General features: G+C 71.6%; 21 protein-coding genes and 1 pseudogene. 8 read left to right on the top strand and 14 right to left on the bottom strand.

Going from position 1 to position 22,368, the window contains the following annotated elements:
• Positions 1-130: 130 nt before the first annotated feature.
• Positions 131-1,486 carry a M14 family metallopeptidase gene (locus AB0F38_RS13685; RefSeq protein WP_361891358.1) on the bottom strand — a complete coding sequence of 452 codons (1,356 nt, stop codon included), beginning with the start codon at positions 1,484-1,486 and terminating at the stop codon, positions 131-133.
• 331 nt (positions 1,487-1,817) lie between these two features.
• On the opposite strand from AB0F38_RS13685, the gene AB0F38_RS13680 reads away from it, so the two are divergent.
• Entirely contained in the window at positions 1,818-3,665 is a 1,848-nt protein-coding gene (locus tag AB0F38_RS13680; protein ID WP_361891355.1) for a protein kinase, read from the top strand.
• A gap of 25 nt (positions 3,666-3,690) precedes the next feature.
• Here the strand turns inward: AB0F38_RS13680 and AB0F38_RS13675 are convergent, their stop codons facing one another.
• Positions 3,691-4,665: an adenosine kinase gene (locus AB0F38_RS13675; protein ID WP_361891352.1), complete on the bottom strand. Its 975-nt coding sequence runs from the start codon at positions 4,663-4,665 to the stop codon at positions 3,691-3,693.
• A 545-nt stretch (positions 4,666-5,210) separates the two neighbouring features.
• Between AB0F38_RS13675 and AB0F38_RS13670 the strand changes: the two genes are divergently transcribed.
• Entirely contained in the window at positions 5,211-6,116 is a 906-nt protein-coding gene (locus AB0F38_RS13670; protein ID WP_361891349.1) for a methylenetetrahydrofolate reductase, read from the top strand.
• A 76-nt stretch (positions 6,117-6,192) separates the two neighbouring features.
• On the opposite strand, the gene AB0F38_RS13665 is transcribed toward AB0F38_RS13670, so the two are convergent.
• Both AB0F38_RS13665 and AB0F38_RS13660 read right to left on the bottom strand, forming a co-directional pair.
• Positions 6,193-6,795, bottom strand: a complete 603-nt coding sequence (locus AB0F38_RS13665) for a GNAT family protein (protein ID WP_361891346.1) — start codon at positions 6,793-6,795, stop codon at positions 6,193-6,195.
• Positions 6,796-7,031: 236 nt separating this feature from the next.
• Positions 7,032-7,925 carry a LysR substrate-binding domain-containing protein gene (locus tag AB0F38_RS13660; RefSeq protein WP_361891344.1) on the bottom strand — a complete coding sequence of 298 codons (894 nt, stop codon included), beginning with the start codon at positions 7,923-7,925 and terminating at the stop codon, positions 7,032-7,034.
• Between the two features lie 258 nt (positions 7,926-8,183).
• On the opposite strand from AB0F38_RS13660, the gene AB0F38_RS13655 reads away from it, so the two are divergent.
• The 3 genes from AB0F38_RS13655 to AB0F38_RS13645 all read left to right on the top strand — a co-directional run bounded on the left by AB0F38_RS13655 (position 8,184) and on the right by AB0F38_RS13645 (position 12,907).
• Positions 8,184-9,284, top strand: a complete 1,101-nt coding sequence (locus AB0F38_RS13655) for a M20 family metallopeptidase (RefSeq protein WP_361891541.1) — start codon at positions 8,184-8,186, stop codon at positions 9,282-9,284.
• A 61-nt stretch (positions 9,285-9,345) separates the two neighbouring features.
• The gene (locus tag AB0F38_RS13650) at positions 9,346-9,837 is read left to right on the top strand and encodes a hypothetical protein (RefSeq protein ID WP_361891342.1); all 492 of its coding nucleotides are present in this window, start codon (positions 9,346-9,348) and stop codon (positions 9,835-9,837) included.
• A 64-nt stretch (positions 9,838-9,901) separates the two neighbouring features.
• Positions 9,902-12,907 carry a LuxR family transcriptional regulator gene (locus AB0F38_RS13645; RefSeq protein WP_361891340.1) on the top strand — a complete coding sequence of 1,002 codons (3,006 nt, stop codon included), beginning with the start codon at positions 9,902-9,904 and terminating at the stop codon, positions 12,905-12,907.
• A gap of 462 nt (positions 12,908-13,369) precedes the next feature.
• Here AB0F38_RS13645 and AB0F38_RS13640 read toward each other — a convergent pair whose 3' ends face one another.
• From AB0F38_RS13640 to rpmG, 5 genes and pseudogenes are all read right to left on the bottom strand, one after another.
• Entirely contained in the window at positions 13,370-13,717 is a 348-nt protein-coding gene (locus AB0F38_RS13640) for a hypothetical protein (protein WP_361891337.1), read from the bottom strand.
• Positions 13,718-14,093: 376 nt separating this feature from the next.
• The gene (gene rpsR, locus AB0F38_RS13635; RefSeq protein WP_361891334.1) at positions 14,094-14,336 is read right to left on the bottom strand and encodes a 30S ribosomal protein S18; all 243 of its coding nucleotides are present in this window, start codon (positions 14,334-14,336) and stop codon (positions 14,094-14,096) included.
• A 29-nt stretch (positions 14,337-14,365) separates the two neighbouring features.
• Positions 14,366-15,523 (bottom strand): GTP-binding protein, encoded by a 1,158-nt coding sequence (locus AB0F38_RS13630; RefSeq protein WP_361891538.1) that lies wholly within the window; start codon positions 15,521-15,523, stop codon positions 14,366-14,368.
• Positions 15,520-15,774 carry a type B 50S ribosomal protein L31 gene (locus AB0F38_RS13625; protein WP_361891535.1) on the bottom strand — a complete coding sequence of 85 codons (255 nt, stop codon included), beginning with the start codon at positions 15,772-15,774 and terminating at the stop codon, positions 15,520-15,522. Before AB0F38_RS13625 ends, AB0F38_RS13630 begins: the two co-directional genes overlap by 4 nt.
• A 70-nt stretch (positions 15,775-15,844) precedes the next feature.
• A pseudogene (gene rpmG / locus AB0F38_RS13620) lies at positions 15,845-15,994 on the bottom strand (50S ribosomal protein L33); the annotation flags it as partial.
• Between the two features lie 78 nt (positions 15,995-16,072).
• Between rpmG and rpmB the strand changes: the two are divergent.
• Together rpmB and rpsN are read left to right on the top strand one after the other, a co-directional pair.
• Positions 16,073-16,309, top strand: a complete 237-nt coding sequence (gene rpmB / locus AB0F38_RS13615) for a 50S ribosomal protein L28 (RefSeq protein ID WP_361891331.1) — start codon at positions 16,073-16,075, stop codon at positions 16,307-16,309.
• A complete protein-coding gene (gene rpsN, locus AB0F38_RS13610) occupies positions 16,309-16,614 on the top strand; it encodes a 30S ribosomal protein S14 (protein ID WP_361891328.1) in 306 nt (101 codons plus the stop codon). Before rpmB ends, rpsN begins: the two co-directional genes overlap by 1 nt.
• A gap of 264 nt (positions 16,615-16,878) precedes the next feature.
• On the opposite strand, the gene AB0F38_RS13605 is transcribed toward rpsN, so the two are convergent.
• The 3 genes from AB0F38_RS13605 to AB0F38_RS13595 form a co-directional block, all read right to left on the bottom strand.
• Positions 16,879-17,070 (bottom strand): DUF6381 family protein, encoded by a 192-nt coding sequence (locus AB0F38_RS13605; RefSeq protein ID WP_361891325.1) that lies wholly within the window; start codon positions 17,068-17,070, stop codon positions 16,879-16,881.
• Between the two features lie 112 nt (positions 17,071-17,182).
• Positions 17,183-17,803 (bottom strand): L-threonylcarbamoyladenylate synthase, encoded by a 621-nt coding sequence (locus AB0F38_RS13600; protein WP_361891322.1) that lies wholly within the window; start codon positions 17,801-17,803, stop codon positions 17,183-17,185.
• Between the two features lie 285 nt (positions 17,804-18,088).
• A complete protein-coding gene (locus AB0F38_RS13595; RefSeq protein ID WP_361891320.1) occupies positions 18,089-19,450 on the bottom strand; it encodes an FAD-dependent oxidoreductase in 1,362 nt (453 codons plus the stop codon).
• A gap of 342 nt (positions 19,451-19,792) precedes the next feature.
• On the opposite strand from AB0F38_RS13595, the gene AB0F38_RS13590 reads away from it, so the two are divergent.
• A complete protein-coding gene (locus tag AB0F38_RS13590; RefSeq protein ID WP_361891317.1) occupies positions 19,793-20,236 on the top strand; it encodes a nitroreductase family deazaflavin-dependent oxidoreductase in 444 nt (147 codons plus the stop codon).
• On the opposite strand, the gene AB0F38_RS13585 is transcribed toward AB0F38_RS13590, so the two are convergent.
• Both AB0F38_RS13585 and AB0F38_RS13580 read right to left on the bottom strand, forming a co-directional pair.
• Complete coding sequence (locus tag AB0F38_RS13585) at positions 20,214-21,203, bottom strand: PmoA family protein (protein ID WP_361891314.1); 990 nt, start codon at positions 21,201-21,203, stop codon at positions 20,214-20,216. The two genes, AB0F38_RS13590 and AB0F38_RS13585, sit on opposite strands and share 23 nt — an antisense overlap.
• Positions 21,200-22,342: a Gfo/Idh/MocA family oxidoreductase gene (locus AB0F38_RS13580; RefSeq protein WP_361891311.1), complete on the bottom strand. Its 1,143-nt coding sequence runs from the start codon at positions 22,340-22,342 to the stop codon at positions 21,200-21,202. The genes AB0F38_RS13585 and AB0F38_RS13580 overlap by 4 nt, the downstream gene beginning before the upstream one ends.
• Positions 22,343-22,368 lie beyond the last annotated feature (26 nt).

Genomic DNA, 22,368 nt, shown 5'->3' with positions numbered 1-22,368 from the left:
CCCGAGGAAGCGACGGCGTGCGGCCCCCGGCCCGGGGCGTCGGGGCGTCGGGGCGGGGGCGGAGGCGGAGGCGGAGGCGGAGCGACCCGGGGGACGGGGGACATCCCCCGGGGCGCGCGTCGCTCGGGCGTCAGGCGCAGTACTGCGCCTGCTTCCCGATCGACCGGTACATGCAGTCCGCGTTCTCCACCAGTTGGAGTACCGCGTCCCGGTTGCGCGAGGTCTCCCGCTCGATGACCTCGTCGGGCGGGTAGAAGCCGCCTCCCGAGGACGAGCCGGGGTACATCTCGAAGGTGTAGCCGAAGATCTTCTGCGAGCCCCACAGCCAGTCGTCGATCGAGCCGTCGGTGATGTAGAGGTCGCTGGACTGCTCGGCGGTGTAGCCGTTGCTCGCGCCCATCTTCTGGCCCACGGCGGCGAACGCGTTGCGGTCGTCGGCCGTCATGCCGGCGGCGGTGTCGCTGTACGTGTAGCCGAACGGCCACAGAACCAGCTCGCTGTACGTGTGGAAGTCGATGCCCGCCTTGATCTGCTGCTTCCCTCCGACCACCCGGCTCCGGACGAAGTCCGCCACGACCTTCGTCTCGGGCGCGGACTCGGCCGCGGTGCCGCGGTAGGTCTCCGAGGAGGTGCTGGACGAGGAGCCGCCGCAGCAGCCCCACTTGTAGGCCCAGTTGCGGTTGAGGTCCGTACCCACGTAGCTGGAGCCGGAGTTGGGCTGCCGGTTCTTGCGCCAGCTGCGGTACGAGCCCGACGCGATGTCGTACTCACCGCCGTCGGGATTCATGTCCGGCACGATCCACAGCTCGCGGCCGTTGACCGCCTGGGTGATTCTGGAGTCGGTGCCGTAGTCTTCACCGAGCTCGCGGAGCAGGTAGAGCGCCATCTCGACGGTCAGGTGCTCCCGAGCGTGCTGGTGCGCGGTGAAGAGGACCTCGGGCTCGGCCTCGTCGGTGGCGACGTTGTCGCTCACCTTGACCGCGATGATGTCCCGGCCTTGGTAGGTCTTCCCGATCACGCGCTTGTTCATGATCGAGGGGTATGCCGCGATACGCGCGTCGATCTCCGCGTTCATCTCGGCGTAGTTGTGGTACTTGGAGTCCGCCGACGGGAAGTCGAGCGTGCCGACGGGCCCCTGTGCGTGCGGTTCGGCGCCCGGCGCGGGCAGGGCATCCAGTACGTGGCCCCCGGCCTGGAGCTTCCTTGCCTGGGCGGAGTCCGCGGTGATCACGACGCCGTGTTCGTGTACTTCATCGATCGAGACGCCGGACCGGGCGATCGCGGTGCGGTCGGCGGGGGTGTGGTGCCCGGTGATCTCGTACTGCCGGGTCCGTTCGTCCGCGGCGACGGCCGCGCTCCGGGACGAGGCGTCGGCGCCGGTCACGGCGGTGACGGGGGCGGCCAGGCCGAGGGCGAGCAGAACGGCGAGGGTGGCGGTGCGTCTCACGTTCGTCGGCCGGGATTTCCGTGCGTTGACGAGTCGCATGCTGGCAGTCTCCTGAGTCCGGTGGGGTGGGGGGTGGAGCTGTGCGACGCGCACATGGTCCTGACAGGAATCGACGGGGTCAAGAGAGTGGTTCCGGCCACCACGGGCCGGCCATGCCGTATTTCGCCCGCCCGCCGCGCACTGCCGCCGCCCCGGGACCCCCGGTACGGACGCCTCCCCGCGCCCGCGGACACGACGAGGCCTCGACGCCGGTGGCCGGCGGACGAGTCCGGCACGGTGGCCGGGAAGGGGGAAGGGGTTCGGTACGCTCTCGGTTGACTTCGGGGCGTCGGCAGGGTCAGAACTGCCGTTGACAGGGGGATGGTTCCGCATGAGCAGTGCAATACCGGCCGGTCTCTTCCAGCCGCTCACGCCGGGCGACCCCGCCATGGTGGGCGGATATCGCCTGGTGGCGGTGTTGGGTACGGGCGGCATGGGAAAGGTGTACCTCTCGTACACACCGGGTGGCCGCCCGATCGCACTCAAGGTCATCCGGCCCGAGTTCAGCGAGGACCCCGAGTTCCGGCGGCGCTTCCAGCAGGAGGTCCGGGCCGCGCAGCGGGTGCAGGGCCTGTACACGGCGCCCGTCATCGACTTCGACACCGAAGGCGCGCAGCCCTGGCTGGCCACGGCCTACGTGCCGGGCCCCTCGCTCGCCCACGCCGTGGCCCAGCACGGGCGGCTGCCCCTGCGCAGTGTGCTGCTGCTGACGGTCGGGTGCGCCGAAGCCCTCCACGTCATCCACGGTGCCGGCATCGTGCACCGCGACCTGAAGCCCGCCAACGTCCTTCTGGCCGCCGACGGGCCCCGCGTGATCGACTTCGGCATCGCCCGCGCGGCCGACGCCACCGCCCTGACCGGCAACGGCGTCAGCGTCGGGACCCCGGCCTTCATGGCGCCGGAACAGGCGGCGGCCGGTACGGTCACTGCCGCGACCGACATCTTCGCCCTCGGCCAGATCGTGGCGTACGCCGCCCTCGGCGTCCCCGCCTACGGTGACGGTCCGTCACACGCGGTGCTCTACCGGATCGTGCACGAGGAGCCCGACCTGAGCGGAGTGCCCGCGGAGCTGGGGCCTCTCGTGACGCGCTGCCTCAGCCGCACCCCGGCCGACCGGCCGTCCCTGCCCGAGATCATCGAGCTGTGCAACGAGATCTCACCCGTCCCGCTGCGTCAGGGGGAGGACTGGCTGCCGCGGGCGGTCGCCGGTTCGATCACCGAGCGGCTGCAACTGCCGGAACCGGCGAAGACGCCGCCGCCGATGCCCACGGCCGCCCCTACGCCGACCGAGATCTCCCCGCAGCAGCCCCCGGTGCAGGGGGCGCACCCGTACGCGCCGCACGGCGGGGGCATGGCCGCCGCACCGACGCAGACCGCCCCGGGCATGCCCGGCGCACCACGGATGCCGGGAGTGCCGGGCGTTCCGGGTGCGCACGGTGCTCAGGGTGCGGTGCCGCCCGGTTACGGGCCGGCCCCCGGGTATCCCGCGTCCCCTCCCGGCTACCGGACGCCTGCGGGGTTCGTGCCCGGCCACCCCACCCAGCCGGCCCACCAGGTCGGCTTCGCGCCAGCTGCGCCACGGCGGAAGCGGACGGGGCTCATCGTCGGCGGGGCCGTCGCGGCCTCGGTCGTCGTCCTCGCGGTCGTCGCCTCCTCCCTGGGGGACGGCTCCGGCGAGGGCGACGATGCCAAGGCCCGTGAGAGCGCCGGTCCGGCCGGCAGCACGTCGTCGGACAAGGAGCCGAAGAGGACCGACCCCCGGCCGGCCTCGTACAAGGGCATCGACATGACGGCGAACTACCAGGTCATGCTCGCCGACAGCCCACCCCGTCCGGCCGACGGCGGCGACAGCGGCGTGTCCTACAACCACGGAGACCTGTACTACTACTACGACTCCGTGTTCGGCGACGAAAAGCTCGGCACCGACAACGGGAAGCTGGTCCTGCTGAACAATGCGCAGAAGGGTTCGCTCGAGACCTGTCGCGAGGAGACGCGCTACACCGAGACGATCGCCTTCGACCAGCTCACGAAGGGTTCGGAGATCTGCGTGCTCAGCGATGGGGGGCACATCGCCGTGGCGACCTACCGGGGCAAGGCGAGCCCGGACGGCCCCAGCAAGTACGTCACCCTCGACCTCACGATCTGGCGCAACGCCGAGGAGCCCAAGGCGGACAGCTGAGGGGCCTTTTGCCCTTCCCGGTGGATCAGCTCGCGGCGCCGGACGCGGGGCGTCGCGAGGCGTGAGGGACTCGGCGTGCGGGTCGCGGCCCGGCGGCCTCCAGCTCCGCGACCGCCGAGAGAAGTCCGGCGCGGTCGATGGCATCGCTCCCGGTGGCCGGCACGGTGCAGGCGTACGCACCGGCCACCGAGCCGTAGAGCGCGCACCGCCCGAGGTCCTCGCCCGTCAGCCGGCCGAAGAGGAAGCCCGAGGCGAAGGCGTCGCCCGCCCCGTTGGAGTCGACCACGGGGTCGCGCGGCTCGACCACCGGAACGTGGACCAGCCCGTCTCCGGTCAGCAGGTACGCACCCTCGGCCCCCGCAGTGGCGATGACTGCCTCGGCCCGCCCGCGCTCCAGGATCCTGTGCATGGTCTTCTCCTTGTCGGCCAGGGCCGTCGTGGAGACGAAGACGATGTCGGCGCCGTAGGCGAACGGCTCGTGGTACGGGTTCTCGCCGTCCCAGTTGTGCAGATCCGTGGAAATGGTGAGGCCCGCGTCGCGCAGGAGGGGGAGGGTGAAGGCACACGGATACGTGAGGGAGACGTGCGCATGGCGACTGGCGGATGCCAGGGAGCGCACCAGATCCTCGGGCAGGCGGTCGGACTCCCGGGAGCGGCTGTCGTCGTAGAGGGAGAGCCGCCGCCCGTCGGGGCCGACGAGATTGACGGCCCGCTTCGTCCCCCCGGGCAGGGGCACTTCGGTGAGACCGATGCCCCGGTCGCGGTGGAAGGCCCGGACGAGATCGCCCGACGGATCGTCACCGATCATGTCGAGGTGATGTGTGCGCAGGCCCAGTGTGCTCAGCCCGAGCGCCACGAAGTCGCCGGTCTGCCCGGCTCGGGTCTCGATGCCCGGCCGGATCATGTAGCTGTCGGCGTAGGGAAGCGGGAGCTCGGGGACGTACACGATCGTGTCGACGCCCGACCCTCCCAGGACGAGGACGTCGTATGCGCTGCTCATCGCTGTTCCTCCCGCACCGGTGCCCAGGCTTCCCGCCGCTGGTTCGGGCGGGCTCGGACCTTTGACTGCAGGCGAGTCAAGCAGTCGACCACGGCTCCGGCAAGAACGTGCAGAAAATTTCGGTAAGGAGTTGCTAGGGGTGTGACGAGCACCTCGGTGAACTGGCTGCTGCTGGGCGGCCTGTTCACCCAGGCTCTTCGGACCACCGCACACAGTGCTCCGACCTCCGCCCTCGTCGGCCCCGCCTGTGCCGAGGGCAGTTGGTCCGGAGCCTGGCACACGCCGCACTTCTCCCTGCTCACCGCGTTGGGCATCCTGATGTTCGCGCGTATCGTGCGGGCGGGGCGCGCCGAATGGTCACCGCCGGTGCGGCTCACCTGCGCCCGCATCCGGGACAGTACGACTGCGCCTCGGCGGGCGCGCACCTCCGGCCGGCTTCCCCGACCGGACCGGGACCGTCTCACGGAGGCACCGGCCCGCCTCCACCTGAGCCCTGCCCCGACGCCGCCCTGTGCCCAGGGAGAACCACACGAACAAGGAGCATCATGGATTCCCTCTCCGCGGCCTCCGCCCCGGTCGTCCTGTCCCTACTGGAGGACTATTCCCTGGAGATGACGGCCAAGGACGTTTCCCAGCTCGAAGAGGCCCGCATCCGCATTCCGCCCGGCACCCGGATCAACATCACCTTCCTCGGCAACGAGGACCTCGGCATGCGGCTGACCGCCGCCCGCGCCGTCCGGCGGCACGGGTTCACCCCCGTCCCGCACATATCGGCCCGCCGTCTGCGCGCCAGGTCGGAACTGGTGGAACTTCTCGCCGCCCTCCGCTCCGACGGCACGGACGGCAACGTCTTCGTCGTCGGCGGCGACCCCGCCACTCCGCACGGCCCCTACGATGACTCCCTCACGCTCATCCGGACCGGGCTCCTCCAGGAGTACGGGGTGCGGCACGTCGGCATCAGCGGCTACCCCGAAGGGCATCCCGCCATCGCCGACCCGGTCCTCTGGTCGGCGATCGAGGACAAGACCACCGCGCTGGCACAGGGCGGACTGTACGGCGACGTCATCACCCAGTTCGGCTTCGACGCGGACCCGGTGCTCACCTGGGTCGAGGCGGTACGGAAGCGGGGCATCGACACACCGGTGCGTATCGGGGTCCCCGGTCCCGCGGGCATCAAGCGGCTGATGACGTACGCCGCGCGCTTCGGCGTCGGCACGAGCACGTCCATCGCGAAGAAGTACGGATTCTCGATCACCAACCTGATGGGCACCGCCGGCCCCGACCGCTTCCTCCGCGCTCTGGCCGAGCGCTACGATGCCCGCCGTCACGGTGTCCTCAAGCTGCACTTCTACACGTTCGGCGGGCTCGGTGCCACGTCCCAGTGGCTCTCCGACTTCCGTTCCGAAGAGGAGAGGGACGAACTGCACGCCCGCTCGGGGCCCGCCTCCTGAGGCATTGCGCACGAGGCGGAGGGCGTACCGCGCCTGGTCCGGGGACGAGGGCTCGACACGCGTTCACCGAGGGTGGTCAGGCGTCCCAGGCACGCGGGCGGTTCAGCGCTTCCCACTCCGGGCGGAGCAGTGAGAGCACGGCGAGGTCATGGCGGCGGCCCCGATGGAGGCAGGCGGCGCGACTGACGCCCTCGTGTACGAATCCGGACCTGGCGAGGACGGCGAGGGCAGGGGAGTTGTCGGTGTGGGTCTCCGCCGTGAGGCGGTGCAGGGGGAGTTCGCCGAACGCCAGGTCCACCAGAGCGTCGAGGGCGTCGGTGCCGTGACCGCGCCCGCGATGCTCAGGGGCCAGCATCAGCTCGACCTGCGCGGTGCCGTTGACGATGTTCTGGTCGGTCAGTGCGACATGACCGACCGGGGTGCCGTCAGTGAGCAGGACGAGGAAGTCATCGCGATCGTCGTTGTCACAGTCGCGTTCGACGCGCTCGCGCAGCGCGGTGAGGGAGCGCGGCCAGATGCCGATCTCATGGGCGGCCACCGGATCGGATCGCCACCTGTGCAAGAGCTCGGCGTCGTCCGTGTCGACCGCCGCGAGACCGACGGACTTGGCACGCCAGGAGAGTTCCCTCTCGGCCTCCGCGTCATGCTGAGGGCCTGCGATGTCGGAGTCTTCGGTCATGGATGGATGCTAGGGGTGTCCTTCGAGGCCGGGCCACCGGATTTCGCCGCTCGGCACCGCTGTTCCCCGGTCGTCCACCGATTCGGTCCGGCGGGCGGTGGCGAACCGTCCGGCGGGCGCCGATCGCCGCGGTCGGGTGCCGGCGGGCGGGGGTGCCGGTACGGGCCGCCGTCCTCGAAGCCCGCGGCGCCGACCACGGCAACCCGGGCTCGGCCCGCGCCCGGGCGTCGCGGGTCTCACGGGTCGCGGTCGACGGCCGCACGCAGCAGGTCCCGCAGTTCCAGGGCGGCCGGCAGCGGAGTGGCGGGCAGGGCCACATGCAGGGTCCGGCGCAGAGCCGGGTCGGTGAGGCGGCACAGGGTGAGCGTCTCGGGAACCGCCCTCGCGGCCAGTGAGGGGACGAGCGCGACCCCCAGCCCCGCGGCCACGTAGCCGAACTTGCCCGCCCACTCCGCGATCCTGATGATCTTCCTGGGGCTGAAGCCTGCCCGGGCGCAGGCGTCGGCGAGCAGCGTCGGGCGGTCGCCGTACGCGCTCTGGAGCCAGGCCTCGTCGCGAAGTTCACACAGGTCGAACCGGCCGGCGCCGGCCAGCGGGTGATTTCGCGGAAGGGCGACGCACAGTTCGTCCTCGCACAGCTCGGTCGTCGTGACCCCGTCGGCCCGTGGCAGGCCGGACGGGTAGTCGCTGACGACGGCGATGTCCAGCGCCCCGTCCGCGAGCCGCTCCATCAGTGCGCTGGTCGGACCCTCGGCCGCGACGACCTCGACCTCCGGCCTGACATCCCTGAGCGCACGGAGCGCCGTGGGCACGAGGGACATGTTGGCCGTCGCGAACGCACCCACGTGCAGCAGGCCGCCGAGGCCCGCGTGCAGCACGGCCAGTTCCCGCTCCGCACGAGCCATCCTGTCCAGCACGTCCAGGGCGTGCCGGTGGAGCGTACGGCCGGCGGGACTGAGCCGTACGCCCCGAGGGAGCCGGTCGAACAGGGCTCCGCCCGCCTCCTGTTCCAGCGCGGCGATCCGCCGGGACACCGCGGACTGCGTGTAGTTGAGCCTGACCGCCGCCTGTGTGAACGAACCGCTCTCCGCCACGGTCACGAGCAGCCGTAGGTCCTCGTTCTCGAACACCGTTCCCTTGCCCTTCCGTTGCCAGGTCGGCCCTCGTCATCCTCTGCCATGACATTCCTGCTGCGCATGACTTCCATGCAATTCGGTCGCTGGTGGAATGCCAGGCCCTGTCCTAGCGTCAGTCACGCGGCGACGACCCGGAGGCTCCGCCGCTCCACCAGTGGCCCATGTGATGCAAGGGGGACGTGTGTTCTTACGACGGGTAGGGGAGACGGGGCCGGCGTGGTGACCGGCGGGGCGGCCGTCGCCCTGCCGGTGATGCTGGCCGATCTGGAGAGGCTCGTGCGCTGCGAGTCCTTCTCGGCCTGTCTGCCGGCGGTGGCGCGCAGCGCCGAGGTGGTGGGCGCCCTCGGGGCGAGGGTACTGGGGGTGGCACCGGAGCTGATCGTGATCGGGGGTGTGACGCACCTGCGCTGGGCCTTCGGCCGTCCGCAGATCCTGCTGATGGGACATCACGACACGGTGTGGCCGATGGGATCGCTCCGGGACCACCCCTGGTCGGTGGAAGACGGGAAGGCCCGCGGTCCGGGAGTCCTGGACATGAAGGCCGGTCTCGTGCAGATGTTCCACGCGCTGGCCTCCCTGCCGTCCCCGGAAGGGGTGTGTGTGCTGGTCAACGGGGACGAGGAGGTCGGGTCGGACACCTCCCGGCAGCTGATCGAGCAGTCCGCGCGAGGGTGCACGGCCACGTTCGTGCTGGAGGCGTCGGCCGACGAGGAGGGGGCGCTCAAGACCGCGCGCAAAGGCACGTCACGGTACGAGGTGCTGGTGCACGGCCGGTCCGCGCACGCCGGCCAGGAACCGGAGAAGGGGGTCAACGCCCTCGTCGAAGCCGCGCACCAGGTGCTGTCCGCCGCCGCCCTCGGGGCCTCGCCGGCCGCCTCAGGCGCGGACGGGGGCCTCGGCCCCGCGACCGTCACGCCCACCCTGCTGTCGGCCGGAAGCGCACGGAACACCGTTCCCGCCCTCGCACGGTTGTCCCTCGATGTGAGGGCGTCCACCACGGCGGCGCAGGACCGGATCGACACATCACTGCGAGGGCTGACCGCCCGGACTCCCGGAGCCCGGCTGGAGGTGCTGGGCGGGAGCCAACGGCCGCCCATGGGACCGGAGTCCTCCGCAGCCCTGTTCGCCCTCGCCTCCCGGATCACCGCCGAACAGGGGCGGCCGCCGCTGCGAGGGGCGGCCGTCGGGGGTGCCTCCGACGGTAACTACACCGCGGCGACCGGCTGTCCGACCCTCGACGGCCTGGGGGCCGTCGGCGGAGGCGCGCATGCGGATTCCGAGTACGTCGACGTCACGCAGATGGTTCCCCGCGTGCGACTGCTCGCCGAACTCATCGCTCGGACGAGGAAATGACCTGCTCGTCCGCGTACACCGACAAGAAGATCGCGATGGCGATCGAGGGAGACGATCCAGCATGAGAGCAGGAATGCGCACATTCGGCTTCGGTGAGGCGTACGGCGACTACCCCGTCGCGGGGCTGGGAGGCGGACTGGCCCAGCTCGCTCGGCGCCTGATCATCGCGTTGTGCCTGGCGATGATCGTGGCGCTGGCCGTCGACAGGCCCTCGTCAGCGTTCACCAAAGGCGCGGTGGCGCTGTCCGTGCTGCTCGTCGTGATCGGTCTCAGATGGGCATGGGGACGCGTATCCGCCAGGTTGGGGCTCCGCAGGTGCTACCTCTTCCCCCGTGGCCTGGTGCTCACCGACCTCTTCGGCCGGCCGCGGGCCGTGGCGTGGGCCGAGGTGGCCGCGCTGAACATGCTGGCCGGCCAGTCTCTGTTCATGGCCTTTCACCGGATCGAGGTCGTGCGGCGCGGTCACAGAACTGTGGCCTTCCTGGCCATGGGGGCGCAGCCGCCCCTGGTGGCTCATCTCCTGAGCCGCGCCGCGGAGAACGGCGTGCGCTGACCCGGGCGGCCGGGGGCCCGACCGATGTGGCCGGGCGCCGCCGCCTGCTAGCCGTTCCCGGTGGATGCGCACGGCACATGTGCGACTCCCGAACGGCCTTCCGCTCAACGTGGTAGACATTGCCGTGGAGTTCGGCAGAGAGATCAAACAGGTGGGAGCCTCGCACGGCGCTCCCACGCCCCGCGACAGCGGGAGCCCCTTCGTCGGCCGCGCGACCGAACTGGGGCAGCTCGACACGGTGATCGACCGGCTGGGTCAGGAGGGCCCGCCCTTCGTCGACATCACCGGTGCGGCAGGGATCGGCAAGAGCCGGCTGATGGGGGAGTTCTGCCTGCGCGCCCGGCGGCGCGGGGTGACGGTGCTGCGCGGCCGGGCCACGGAGTACGAGCGCCACCTCCCGTTCCAGCCGTTCGCCGATGCCTTCGCCGATCTGGACGGCCGCCCGCCGGGTGTGGCACCGGAGCTGCTCGACATGGTCGCTCCGGTCCTCGGCGGCGGGGGCCCCGGGCCGTCCCCCGCGCCGGGCACGCCCACCGCCGACCGCTTCGGCCTGCACCGGGCGGTGGCACGGCTGTTGGGGCAGCTCTGCCGCCAGCGCGGCCTGGTGGTCGCACTCGACGACGTGCACTGGGCGGACCCGGCCTCGGTGGAGCTCCTGGACCATCTCGTCCGGCACCCCGTTCCAGGCCCGGTCGTCCTCGTCGTCGCACGCCGTGACCGGCAGACCCCGTCCGCTCTCACCGCGGCGCTCACCCGCGGAGTCGACACCGAAGCGGTGATGCGGATCGCCCTGGCGCCCCTCGCACAACAGGACTGTGTCGAAGGGCTCGCCCCCGACCTGCCGCCCGACCGGGCGGCGCAACTCCACGCCGCCGGGGAGGGCAACCCCCTGTACTTCCTCTCCCTCGTGCACGCGCACCGCGAGGGCGCCGCCCGTCACGAGACCTCCTCCTCGGCCTTCACCGGGGACGGCCGCGGCCGGCTGGGCGGACTCGAATCGCTCCTGCTGAGCGAGCTGACCCCACTGACCCCGCCGCAGCGCCGGACCCTGGAGGCGATCGCCGTACTCGGCGATCACGCCGTGCCCCCGTTGATCGGCAGGGCGACCGGCCGCACCGATGCCGAGATCGACGACGATCTCGGTGTCCTGGCCCGGCGCGACCTCGTGCGGCCCGGCCCGGGCGGCCGGCCGGTACCGCGCCACCCGGTGATCCGCACCCTCGTCCACGAGTCCACCCCCGTCCGGCGGCGCGTCGAGATCCATCGCGCCGCCGCCGCCGAACTGGCCCGCGCCGGCGCGCCGGCCGTCGAGCAGGCCCAGCACATCGAACGGTCGGTGACCGCCTGGGACCCGCACGCGGTCACCGTACTCACGCAGGCCGCCGAACAGACCGCGTCGACGGCTCCGACGAGCTCCGCACACTGGCTGGAGGTCGCGCTCCGGCTTCTGCCGGACACGACCGAACACGCGGTCGAGCGCCGCGATCTGATGCTGCGCCGGGCGCGCGCGCTCGGTGTCTCCGGCGGGCTGCGTGAGAGCCGGGATCTGCTGCACAAGGTCATCAGCGCGGCGGGCCCGGACGGGTCCGGCCTCAGGACGTCGGCGGTGGTGCTGTGCGCCCTGATGGAGCGGCACCTCGGAAGGTACCCCGAGGCGCTCGCGCTCCTTCGCCGCGAGCTCAACAGGCAGCCGGAACCGTCACCCTCGGACAGGGTGGCGATCAGACTCGAACTGAGCTCGTCCGCGCCGCACAACACCTCCTACCCGCAGATGAGGGGCGAGGTCGCACGGACTCTCGCCGAAGCCCGCTCCCTCGGGGACGAACTCGGCGAGGCGGGGGCCCTGGCGGTCGCCGCCTTCGGCGAGGCCTACGAGGGCGGCGTGGCCAAGGCGGTCGCGTTCGCCGAACAGGCGGCCGGGCTGGTGGACGGCCTGCCCGACGACGACCTCACGGCGCTGTGCGAACCGCTGGCCAGACTGGGCTGGGCGGAAGCATTCCTGGGCCGCTTCACCGACGCCGAACGCCACGCCGACCGAGGCCTCGGGATCGCCCGGCGCAGCGGGCAGGTCTACCTCCTGCCGCTGCTGCTGCTGTGCAAGGCACACGTCCGGATCCAGACCTGTCGCCTGCCGTCGGCACGGCAACTGGCGTACGAGGCGGAGGACATCGCCCGGGGCATCGGAAGCAGCGAACTGCTCGCGTTCGTCCTGGCCAACAAAGCACAGGTGCTGGTGGCCGCATCCGCCCCCGGTGCCCCGGAGGCACTGGCGGCCGCCGAGGAGGCCGTGGCCGAGATGGGACCGAGCGACAACTGGCGTGCCTCCATGGCCTGGTCCATGCTCGGCTACGCGGCGCTCACCGGCGGCGACCCGCACCGCGCCCGGGGCGCCCTGCTCCGGGCGGGCGGCGACGACCTGCGCGGCCTGCAGCCCTCGATGCGCCCCCTCCTGTCGGAACTTCTCGTCACCGCGGCCGTGGCCACGGGAGACATCGACTCCGCGTCCGCCTGGGCCGAGCGGGCCCGCAAGGAGGCGGAGCAGCTCGGCCTGCCCCTGCAGCGCGCCTCCGCCATGCGGAGCGCGGCACAGCTCTCGCTGTACGGCGGCGACCCGGCCACGGCGGCAACGCTGCTCTCCGACGCGGCCACGGAATGCGCGCGGTCCGGTGCGGTGTTCTGGGAGGCCCGGTCACTCCTGCTCGCCGCCCCGGCGATGACGGCTGCCGGGTCCGGTGCGCGCGGTGCGGCCATGTGGGAGAAGGGCCACCGGCTGGCCACCACCGGCGGCGCAGGCCTGCTGCTCGGCCTGGCGGAGATGACGCGGCCGTCCGTCCCCGCCACGCCGTCCGTCCCCCCGCGGTGGCTGGCCTCGTTGACGGCACGCGAACGGGAGGTCGCCGAGCTGGTCGCCGAGGGTCTCACCAACCAGTCGATCGCCACCAGGCTCTACCTCAGCCCCCGTACCGTCGAGACCCACCTCTCCCGTGTGTACCGCAAGACCGGCGTCACCACGCGTGCAGGTCTCGCCGCTCTGATGGTCCGTTCCGGACACCTCGGAGGAACGGCCTGAGCGCCGTACGCCGTGAGCACGGTCCGGGTGTGCCGCAGCAGCTCGTCCGCGGTACAGGGGTCACTGATCCGGCCCGTGGCGCCGAGCGGCGCTACGGTGCGGCGACCACCCGCCCCTGGTGGAGAGCTGGTGTCGGACATCGGCAACGACCTGTCGTCGCGGTCGAATCCTGCGCTGCGGGCCTCGACGGACACGGGACCGGTACTGCCGCGGTACGTCCAGCTCATCTCCCGGCAGGACGGTGTCCGGTCCGTCGAGGTCGCGGAACAGCGGTGCGGCCGCCCTCCTGGACGGAGGGCGGCCGGTGTAGCTCCGCGATGTCGTGTCGTGGGCCGGCCATCACTCGGACCGGCCCGCGTGGACGGCCGCGCCGTGTGCCCGTCGTCCGGCCGCGCCGAGCGGAGGACGACTGCCACAGCCCGCCGCGGCCGTCACACCACGGGGAAGGCGTTCATCGGCGGCTCAGAAGCGGATGCACACCGGTCCCTGGTTGACGTTGACGAGGCCCACCTGTGTGACGGCCGAGTTGCACGCGGCATGCACCTCGATGTCGCCGGACTCCGCGCCCCGGGACCTCATCTGGGACTCACCGTCGTCGGACCCGAAGTCGATGCAGACCGGTCCCTGGTTGACGTTGACGGCGCCGAACTGGGTGGTGAGATCGTTGCAGTGCGCGTGCAGCACGACCTGGGGCGTGTCACCGAGCTGGTGGTACTCGGTCTGGTCATAGGCCGAGGCCGCACCGGCGCTCGCCAGCACAGCGGCGGCGGTCAGGGCGGCGGCCGCGACGGCCCGACGGAAAGACATCATGATCGTTCTCCATGATCCTTGGAGGGGAAGTGACGTGCGCCACTTCATCAATGGGGAAGATCAGGAGCAAATCAGGATGCTCCGGATGGTCCTACCACACACCCGACCGGGGGTGCGGTCCTCGTCACGACGCCGCCATCCGGGCTCCACGGTCCGCCTTGCGACCGGCGCCGCGTGACAGGTCCTCAGGTGGTGGGCCGACTCACGCCCAGTGGTCCAGGACCAGGCCTTTGACATGGGACGGGGTTGGTCGCGGAACGGGTGCGAGCGGTTCGCGCGGGACGCTTCCCTGTCGCGGTGCGCAGGGCCCGGTAGAACATCGCGCATGGTGCGTACGCCGTGCGGTGACTCCCCGCCGTGCCGACCGCGCGTCAGGTCATGAGGCCGAGCCGGAGTAGGGCAGCAGCGCCATCTCGCGGGCGTTCTTGACGGCGGCGGCGATCTGTCGCTGCTGCCGGGCGCTGACGCGGGTGATCCTGCGGCTGCGGATCTTGCCACGGTCGGATATGAACGTCCGCAGCAGAGGGGTGTCCTTGTAGTCGACGTAGGTGATCCCGGCCGCGTCGAGCGGGTTCGGCCGGGCCTTGAGGGGCGTGCGGGATTCGTGGCGGTGGGCCATCGGGTGTCCTTGCGAAGTGGGGTGCGGGGTCAGTCGACGGGGTCGAGGAGTTCGTCGAAAGTGGCCGGCAGCTCGCTCCAGCCGGTGCGGCCTGCCGCGAACTCGTCGTCGGAGAGCAGGCAGGAATCCAGCAGCACGGTCAGCCCGTCCCGGTCGAGACCGGGGGAGACGAAGACGAGGTGCTGGCAGCAGTCGCCGTGCTCGGGGTGCCAGTCGAGCGCCGCGGCCGCCTGCCGGAAGGGCGGCACCATGTCCCAGGCCGCGTCCGGCAGGGAGGCGAGCCACGGGCCGGTGTTCTCGACGCAGAGCGCGCCGCCGGCCGCGTCCCAGGAGAGCAGCGTGTCGGGCCGGTCGGCGAGCCAGAACCTGCCCCGGCTCCGGGCCGCCGCACAACTCAGGTCCTCCAGGGCCGCGTACAGGCGCTCGGGATGGAACGGGCGGTGTCTGCGCCATACGAGGGTGCTGACCCCCGCCTCCTCCGCCTCCTGGGGGAGGAGCGCGCAGGCGGGATGCTGAGCGGCGCCCGCCGCCTCCACGTCGAAGCCGGCGAGAGCCGCCTCCCGCAGCTCGCGCGATCCGGCCGTCACCTGCCGTGCCGTCGGGTGCAGTTGTCCGATGAGTGCGCGGTCCTCGTCGTCGGCGTCGAGGCTGTCGACGAGGGCGATGACGGAGGCGTACTCCAACTGCCTGGCCCAGGTGTCCCCCACCGTACGCCGGTCGGTGGCCGCAGCCGCCAGCCCCGCCTCTGCGAGGTCGTCACCGTTGACGAGGCAGGGCAGGACGAGGGAAGGGTCGACCGCGGTGATCACGCTCGTCACCTCGGCCCAGCCGTCGGCGTGCGCGGCGACGACCTCGGCCATCGCCCGGGGCTCGACGGAATCCCAGAGTTCCACGACGGCGAGCCGGGTACGTCCGTCATCCGCCAGCCGGGCCAGCTCGGGGATCAGGTCCTCCCGCAGTGCGCAGCAGGCGCAGTCGTTCACCAGAGGGGCCTCGCCGCCGGAGAGTTCGCCCGAGCTGTCCCGGAGCGTCCGGTGCACCGTGCCCGCGGTGGCGGTCGTCAGATCATGGTGCAGCGCGACGCTGCCGGGCACTTCCGCGAGCAGCTCCGCCACCACCTCGCGCCGGGCCTCGGAGTGGAGTCCGCAGACGATCGCGACGGGGAGCGGCCGGCCGTCCTCCCTCACCGGCCACCGCCGCGGCCGTAGCGGCGCTCGAAGCGCTCCACCCGGCCCGCCGTGTCCAGGACGCGGGCGGTGCCGGTGTAGAAGGGGTGGCTCGCCGAGGAGATCTCGACGTCGACGACCGGGTAGGTGTTGCCGTCCTCCCACTCGACGGTCCGGTCGCTGGTCAGGGTGGAGCGCGTGAGGAAGGCGTAGTCGGCCGCCCTGTCGCGGAAGACGACAGGGCCGTAGGCGGGGTGGATGCCGGGCTTCATGGAGTGTCCTTCGGATCGGATCAGGTGGGATCAGGCCGTGGTGCGGGCGGAGGGGGCAGCGCTCTTCGCGGAAGTCGACATGACGGCGCAGGAGCGGGTCGAACTTCCGCAGCACCAGGCGGTCCGGGTCGTTCCGTCGGTTCTTGCGGGTGACGTAGGTGTAGCCCGTCCCCGCGGTGGAGCGGAGCTTGATGACCGGGCGTAGTTCGTTGCGAGCCATGGCGTACTATATGGCAATGGTTTCCATGTTCAATAACGGGACCATGTCGACGAGAGTCAACGAGAGGCAGGAACCCGTATGTCCGCCCACTGCCAACTGACCGGCGCCCAGCCGGGCTTCGGCAACCGGATCTCCCACTCGCACCGGCGTACCTCGCGCCGGTTCGACCCCAACATCCAGCGCAAGCGCTACTGGCTGCCCAGCGAGGGCCGTCATGTCCGGCTGGCCCTGAGCGCCAAGGCGATCAAGACGATCGACAGCATCGGCATCGAGGCCGCGGTCGCCCGCATCCGCGCGCGGGGCGGGTCCGTCTGATGGCCAAGAAGAGCAAGATCGCGCGTAACGAGAAGCGCAGGGCCGTCGTCGAGCGCTACGCGGCCCGGCGGGCGGAGCTGAAGGAGACCGTCCGCCGTCCGGGGACGCCGGAGCCGGAGAGGGCCGCGGCACTCGCGGAACTGCGCCGCCAGCCGCGCGACGCGAGTGCCACACGGGTGCGCAACCGCGACAGCGTGGACGGCAGGCCCCGGGGTCACCTGCGGAAATTCGGTCTGTCCCGGGTGCGCGTGCGTGAGCAGGCGCACGCCGGATTCCTCCCGGGAGTCACCAAGTCCTCCTGGTGACCGGATCGGCGCGGTGCGGTGGTGCGGCCCGGTGGCCACCGCCGCACCGTCCTGATCGGGATCCGCACCGTGCCCGCCCGCCCCCGACGCACGGATCGCCGGCCCTCGACGAGCGCAGGCCCCAGTCGCGGTGACCTAACAGAGGCGGCGGCAGCGGGCTCGCGCCGGCGGCGGAGGGGAGCGGGAAGCAGCCCCTCCCTCCTCGCGTCGCTCGGTCTCCGGTCCCGGCGCACAGGACCGGGCACGACACCTGCCGCCGGCCCGCTACTCCATGGGGTAGATGTCCCCACTCGCCATGCCGCTGACCTGCACGCTCTCCGATTCCAGCCGGCGAGCCCGGTCCTTCAGGCGCCGGCGTTCCGTAGGATCGGTGGCGCGTTCGGCGGCCTTCTCGAGATCCTTCGCCTCGGCGCGCATCTGCCGTGCGCGACCGTGGACGTCCTCTGACTCGCTCATGATCACTCCTCGGAGCCGTACGGAGCGGACCCCTCCACCGAACCAGCCTCCGCGACCTCGGGCATCTCGGCGGCACCTCTCGAAGGCGAGGAGGGAGCGTGCCGCCACGGGACTACTCGAACCGGGAGACGTCACCCGCCCCCCGGCGCACGATCTCCACCTCACCGCTGGAGAAGTCGATGACCGTGGTCGGTTCGGTGCCGCAGTCACCCGAGTCCAGCACGACGTCCACCACGTGGTCGAGGCGCTCCTTGATCTCCCAGCCCTGCGTCATCGGCTCCTCCTCGTCGGGCAGGAGCAGCGTGCTGGAGAGCAGCGGCTCGCCGAGCTCGGCGAGGAGCGCCTGGGTGACGGCGTGGTCGGGGATCCGGACGCCGACGGTCTTCTTCTTCGGGTGCTGCAACTGCCGCGGCACCTCTCGGGTGGCGGGGAGAATGAACGTGTAACTACCGGGTGTCGCCGCCTTGATGCTGCGGAACACATCGTTGTCGACCTGCACGAACTGTCCCAGTTGCGCGAAGTTCTGGCACATCAGGGTGAAGTGGTGGCGATCGTCGAGATTCCGGATCGACCGGATCCGGCCGATGCCGTCACGGCTGCCCAACTGGCAGCCCAGCGCATAGCAGGAGTCCGTCGGGTACGCGACCAGCGCACCGGACCGGATGCTGTCGGCCACATTGCTGATGGTGCGGCGCTGAGGATTTTCGGGGTGTACATCGAAATACTTCGCCATTGGCCGAGTCTAAGGCTCGGGACACGCCCGCAGCGCCCGCCGCCCCGGCCCCTGTACGGGCCCCCGGCCTGCCCGGCGTCGGCCGCCGCGCACCGCTCGCGAGAGCCGGGAGCGGCTCCAGGACGCCCGCACCGGAGCCGGGGGTGGCGGGCCCGGTCCCTGCCCGCGTCGACCGCCCCGAACGAATCGGTACGCCCCGGCGGACGGTGCGCGAGAGGTCCCTGACAGCACGACGCCCCCGGAACCCTTGCCGGACAGGGCTCCAGGGGCGCTCACGGCCTGTGGTCAGGCGCCGGACGCGTCCAGCATGGCCGAGCGGTCGACGACCTTGATCCGCTCCCGGCCCTGCTCCGCCCCGAGTGCCTGCTCGTGGGCGTCCAGGCGGTGCCAGCCGTCACGGGTGGTGTACCGGACGCCACGCTGCTCCAGGAAGTCGACGACGGCTTCAGGACCGGGCTGCGCGGGCTCGGGCAGCCGTCCGGCGGCGTGGTCCTCCAGCAGGCAGGCGACCGTCTCGTTGGCATCACCCTTGGTGTGCCCGATCAGGCCGATGGGCCCGCGCTTGATCCAGCCGGTGACGTACACCGACTCCATCGGCTCCCCGCCGGCCAGGACGCGTCCCGCGGCGTGCGGGACCGTGCCGGAGGTCACGTCGAACGGGAGCTTGGGGAGCTCCTCCGAGTAGTAGCCGACCGCCCGGTAGACGCTCTGCACGTCCCAGTCCGTGAAACGGCCCGTGCCCTTGACATTGCCCGTGCCGTCCAGCTCGGTCCGCTCGGTGCGCAGACCGGCGACGCGGCCGTCCTCGCCGATGACCTCGACCGGGGACTCGAAGAAGTGCAGGAACAGCTTGTGCGGGCGGTCGCCCACGTCACGGATCGCCCAGTTCTCCAGCGTGGAGGCGACCATGTTGGCCTGCTTGTTCTCCCGCCGGGTCGCGATCGAGCCGTCGTCGTAGTCGATGTCCTCGGGGTTGACGATGACCTCGATGTTCGGTGAGTGGTCCAGCTCGCGCAGCTCCATGGGGCTGAACTTGGCCTGGGCCGGCCCGCGCCGCCCGAAGACGTGCACCTCGAGCGCCTTGTTCGCCTTGATGCCGTCGTACACGTTGGCGGGGATCTCGGTCGGGAGCAGTTCGTCCGCCGTCTTGGCCAGGATGCGCGCCACGTCCAGCGCCACGTTGCCCACGCCGAGCACCGCGACCTTCTCGGCCTCCAGGGGCCAGGTGCGCGGCACCTCGGGGTGGCCGTCGTACCAGGCGACGAAGTCGGCAGCGCCGTAGGAGCCGTCGAGCTCGATGCCGGGTATGTCCAGAGCGCGGTCGGCGTCGGCGCCGGTGGAGAAGATCACGGCGTCGTAGAAGGACCTCAGATCGTCCAGGCCGATGTCGTCGGGGTAGTCGACGTTGCCGAACAGTCGCATCTGCGGCTTGTCCAGGACCTGGTGCAGTGCCTTGACGATGCCCTTGATGCGCGGGTGGTCCGGGGCCACCCCGTACCGGATCAGGCCGAAGGGCGCGGGCATGCGCTCGAACAGGTCGATCGATACACCCGGGTCCTGTGCGACCTCGGATTTGAGCAGCGCGTCCGCTGCGTAGATTCCGGCGGGACCGGCTCCGACGATGGCGACGCGGACGGGGCGTGTCATGAAGGTTGTTCCTTTGGGCGGACGAGCACGGGCAGAGTGCAGCGGAGTAAGGCTTGGCTTACTCCGCTGCCCCCACGGTATGCCCTGCGCCGGAGTGTCACTGGAGCGGGGCGAGTGCATATTCCGGAAATAGTGGGACGCAATACCCTAAGGAGTCCGGTTTCTGGGGGCGCGGACTGTGACGAGCGGCTCATCACCTCCCGGATGGTGAGACGGAACGGGTGGGAGGGCGGCAGGCGACCGGGCCGCGCGGCCCGTCCGACCGGTGTTCCTGCACACCTCCGCCCTCCGGGGGCGTCATCATGGAGCCACGACGCAGGACTCCGACGAGAGGACAGTGGCATGCCGATCGAGGGCGAGTACGAGCCGAGCCCGACGACATGGGTCCGTGAGCAGGTCGAGCTCATCGAGAGCTCCGGCGGCACCCGGGGGACCACGCTCCGCGGACGGCCCGTCGTCCTCCTCACGACGCGCGGCGCCAGGAGCGGCAAGCTCCGCAAGACCCCCCTCATGCGGGTCGAGCACGGCGGCGAGTACGCCGTCGTCGCCTCTCTCGGCGGCGCCCCCAAGCATCCCGTCTGGTACTACAACGTGCTGGCCGACCCGCACGTGGAACTGCGCGACGGCACCCTTCGGCAGGACATGACCGCCCGCGAGGTCACCGGCGAGGAGAAGGCCGTGTGGTGGGACCGGGCCGTCCAGGCCTTCCCCGACTACGCGGACTACCGGACCAGGACCGACCGCGAGATCCCCGTCCTCGTCCTCAGCCCGTCCTGGGCGCAGTAGGTGCTGTGCGCGGTCCCGGGTCCCCCGGGCCGGACCCCTCCCAGGGGAGCCCCTCGACCCGGGAGGTGATCCGCTCGCGGTCCCAGGCGCCGTCCGCGACCAGCACCCGGTAGCGGCGTGTCAGGGTCGCGCCCGGGGCCAGCACCAGCTCCTCGTGGAAGGCGAACGACGGTGCGACGGCTGCGAAGGGGGAGCTGCGCACGAACCAGTGCGCCGGGTGTGCGCCGTCCGCGCCGGTGTGGTCGTTCTCGGGGGAGTGGACGAAGACGAGCGTGGCGTGCCCGTCGGCCCCGTCGTGCTCGCCGGTGTACGCCAGCCAAGCCGCCTGCTGCCCCATCAGCCCCGGGCCTTCACCGTCCGGGGTCAGGATCCGCCCGTCCCGGAAGGCGCGCGGACCTCGCCAGAACAGGCCCGTGTACCCCGCGCCCTCCCGGCCGTGCGTCGTCGGGCTGCCGAAGCGCAGCGGCTCCTCGCGCCGGTTGGTGATCGCGGACGACCAGGTCAGCGCCCAGCTGCGGCTCTCCGTGTCGATGTCGTGCACCTCGACGCGGCGCGTTTCGTCGGCCCAGCGCTGGCCGCTGTGCGGATGCCAGGTCAGCCGCTCGGTGAGGCGGGCCCCGTCGTCGTGCACCGACACCTCGTCGAAGCCGACGTGCTCCATGGAGCCGACGCGCTCCGGCAGGGCCAGATACCCCTCGCCGTGCACGTAGCTGTTGCCGCCCCACAGATTCTGGCCCGACAGGTGCGAGGCGGTCATCTGCAGGCCTTTGTGCCAGCGGTGGTCGTTGGGGCGGTAGTCGGTCACCACCCGGCCCGACAGCGTGCGCAAGGGGTGGATGTACGGCTTCGGGGCCTCCCAGGGGTCCTCGGCCCGGTACACGTAGCGCAGCAGCTCGACGCCGCTGCCCGCGAGCGTCACCGCGATGTGCCGGCCGTGCCGGTGGGTGAGCTCCAGGATCCTCGTCATACGGTGGCCTCCCCCGCCTGTGCCCGGGGCTCCGGCGCCCAGCCGGGAGCATCGCCGTGCAGGGCGGAGTAGTACGGATCGCCGGGGCGGATCTCGCCGGCCCGTACGGTCTCCCCCGTGAAGGCGGCCTTGTAGAGGGCGGCCACCAGTTCGAGGCTCTTCCGGCCGTCGGGGCCGCTGCTGCGCGGCCGGCGTCCGGTCCTCAGATCGTCCAGCAGCCCACGCAGCTGCGCCTCGTGCGAACTGGGCACGTCGGGTCCGAAGTCGCGCCAGGCGGCGGCCTGTCCGGAAGGGACGCCCGGCGCCGGCGTGATCCGCCAGTCGGCGTTGCGGTGCCCGTACAGATGGGTCAGTTCGACCGTCGCACGTTCGCAGTCGATCCGGATCCGGCTGACCTCGTCCGGGCTGAGCACGCTGTTCACGACCGTCGCCATCGCACCGTTCTCGAAACGGACGAGTGCGGTGGAGACGTCCTCCGTCTCCACGTCGTGCACCAGCCGCCCCGCCATCGCGCGGATCTCCGCCCACGGGCCGAGCAGATCCAGCAGCAGGTCCATCTGATGGATGCCGTGCCCCATCGCGGGACCGCCGCCCTCACTGCCCCAACTGCCCCGCCAGGGGGCGGAGTAGTACGCCTCGTCCCGGTACCAGGTGGTCTGGCAGTGGGCCACCAGCGCCCGGCCCATCGCCTGCTCGGCCAGCAGCTCCCGGACGTGTCGGGAGCCCGATCCGAAGCGGTGCTGGAAGACGATCGCCGCGTACGGTCCGCCCTCCCCGGCCCCCTCCGCGGCCTCGATCGCGTCGAAGTCCTCCAGCGACGGGCAGGGGGGCTTCTCGCACCACACCCAGGCCCCGGCACGCAGCGCGGCCACGGTCTGGTCACGGTGGAACCGGGGCGGGGTGCCGATGACGACCAGATCGGGCCGCTGCTCGGCGAGCATCCGGTCGAGATCCGTGTACGGGCGAGCGAGGAGGCCCGCGTCCGCGCAGAACGCCTCGACCGCGTCCCCGTCCACATCGACCGCCGCGACGATCTCCAGCGGCTGCTCGGCGGCGAGTGCGGTCAGCGCCGACAGATGACTGCCTCGCGCGATCGCACCCGTGCCGACGATCGCGACCCGTACCGGCCCTGGACGCAAGCCATGGCTGGGCGTGACAAACACCC

This window comes from Streptomyces sp. NPDC025273 (assembly GCF_040638585.1).
In the GTDB taxonomy this organism is placed as follows: domain Bacteria; phylum Actinomycetota; class Actinomycetes; order Streptomycetales; family Streptomycetaceae; genus Streptomyces; species Streptomyces cinereorectus.
This window is presented reverse-complemented; position numbering and strand designations above follow the sequence as displayed.

Excerpts from the sequence above, each read along its gene's own strand:
- AB0F38_RS13685 (WP_361891358.1), bottom strand. The coding sequence starts at position 1,486 with ATGCGACTCGTCAACGCACGGAAATCCCGGCCGACGAACGTGAGACGC.
- AB0F38_RS13680 (WP_361891355.1), top strand. The coding sequence starts at position 1,818 with ATGAGCAGTGCAATACCGGCCGGTCTCTTCCAGCCGCTCACGCCGGGC.
- AB0F38_RS13675 (WP_361891352.1), bottom strand. The coding sequence starts at position 4,665 with ATGAGCAGCGCATACGACGTCCTCGTCCTGGGAGGGTCGGGCGTCGAC.
- AB0F38_RS13670 (WP_361891349.1), top strand. The coding sequence starts at position 5,211 with ATGGATTCCCTCTCCGCGGCCTCCGCCCCGGTCGTCCTGTCCCTACTG.
- AB0F38_RS13665 (WP_361891346.1), bottom strand. The coding sequence starts at position 6,795 with ATGACCGAAGACTCCGACATCGCAGGCCCTCAGCATGACGCGGAGGCC.
- AB0F38_RS13655 (WP_361891541.1), top strand. The coding sequence starts at position 8,184 with ATGCTGGCCGATCTGGAGAGGCTCGTGCGCTGCGAGTCCTTCTCGGCC.
- AB0F38_RS13650 (WP_361891342.1), top strand. The coding sequence starts at position 9,346 with ATGAGAGCAGGAATGCGCACATTCGGCTTCGGTGAGGCGTACGGCGAC.
- AB0F38_RS13645 (WP_361891340.1), top strand. The coding sequence starts at position 9,902 with ATGCGCACGGCACATGTGCGACTCCCGAACGGCCTTCCGCTCAACGTG.
- AB0F38_RS13640 (WP_361891337.1), bottom strand. The coding sequence starts at position 13,717 with ATGATGTCTTTCCGTCGGGCCGTCGCGGCCGCCGCCCTGACCGCCGCC.
- rpsR (WP_361891334.1), bottom strand. The coding sequence starts at position 14,336 with ATGGCCCACCGCCACGAATCCCGCACGCCCCTCAAGGCCCGGCCGAAC.
- AB0F38_RS13625 (WP_361891535.1), bottom strand. The coding sequence starts at position 15,774 with ATGAAGCCCGGCATCCACCCCGCCTACGGCCCTGTCGTCTTCCGCGAC.
- rpmB (WP_361891331.1), top strand. The coding sequence starts at position 16,073 with ATGTCCGCCCACTGCCAACTGACCGGCGCCCAGCCGGGCTTCGGCAAC.
- rpsN (WP_361891328.1), top strand. The coding sequence starts at position 16,309 with ATGGCCAAGAAGAGCAAGATCGCGCGTAACGAGAAGCGCAGGGCCGTC.
- AB0F38_RS13605 (WP_361891325.1), bottom strand. The coding sequence starts at position 17,070 with ATGAGCGAGTCAGAGGACGTCCACGGTCGCGCACGGCAGATGCGCGCC.
- AB0F38_RS13600 (WP_361891322.1), bottom strand. The coding sequence starts at position 17,803 with ATGGCGAAGTATTTCGATGTACACCCCGAAAATCCTCAGCGCCGCACC.
- AB0F38_RS13595 (WP_361891320.1), bottom strand. The coding sequence starts at position 19,450 with ATGACACGCCCCGTCCGCGTCGCCATCGTCGGAGCCGGTCCCGCCGGA.
- AB0F38_RS13590 (WP_361891317.1), top strand. The coding sequence starts at position 19,793 with ATGCCGATCGAGGGCGAGTACGAGCCGAGCCCGACGACATGGGTCCGT.
- AB0F38_RS13585 (WP_361891314.1), bottom strand. The coding sequence starts at position 21,203 with ATGACGAGGATCCTGGAGCTCACCCACCGGCACGGCCGGCACATCGCG.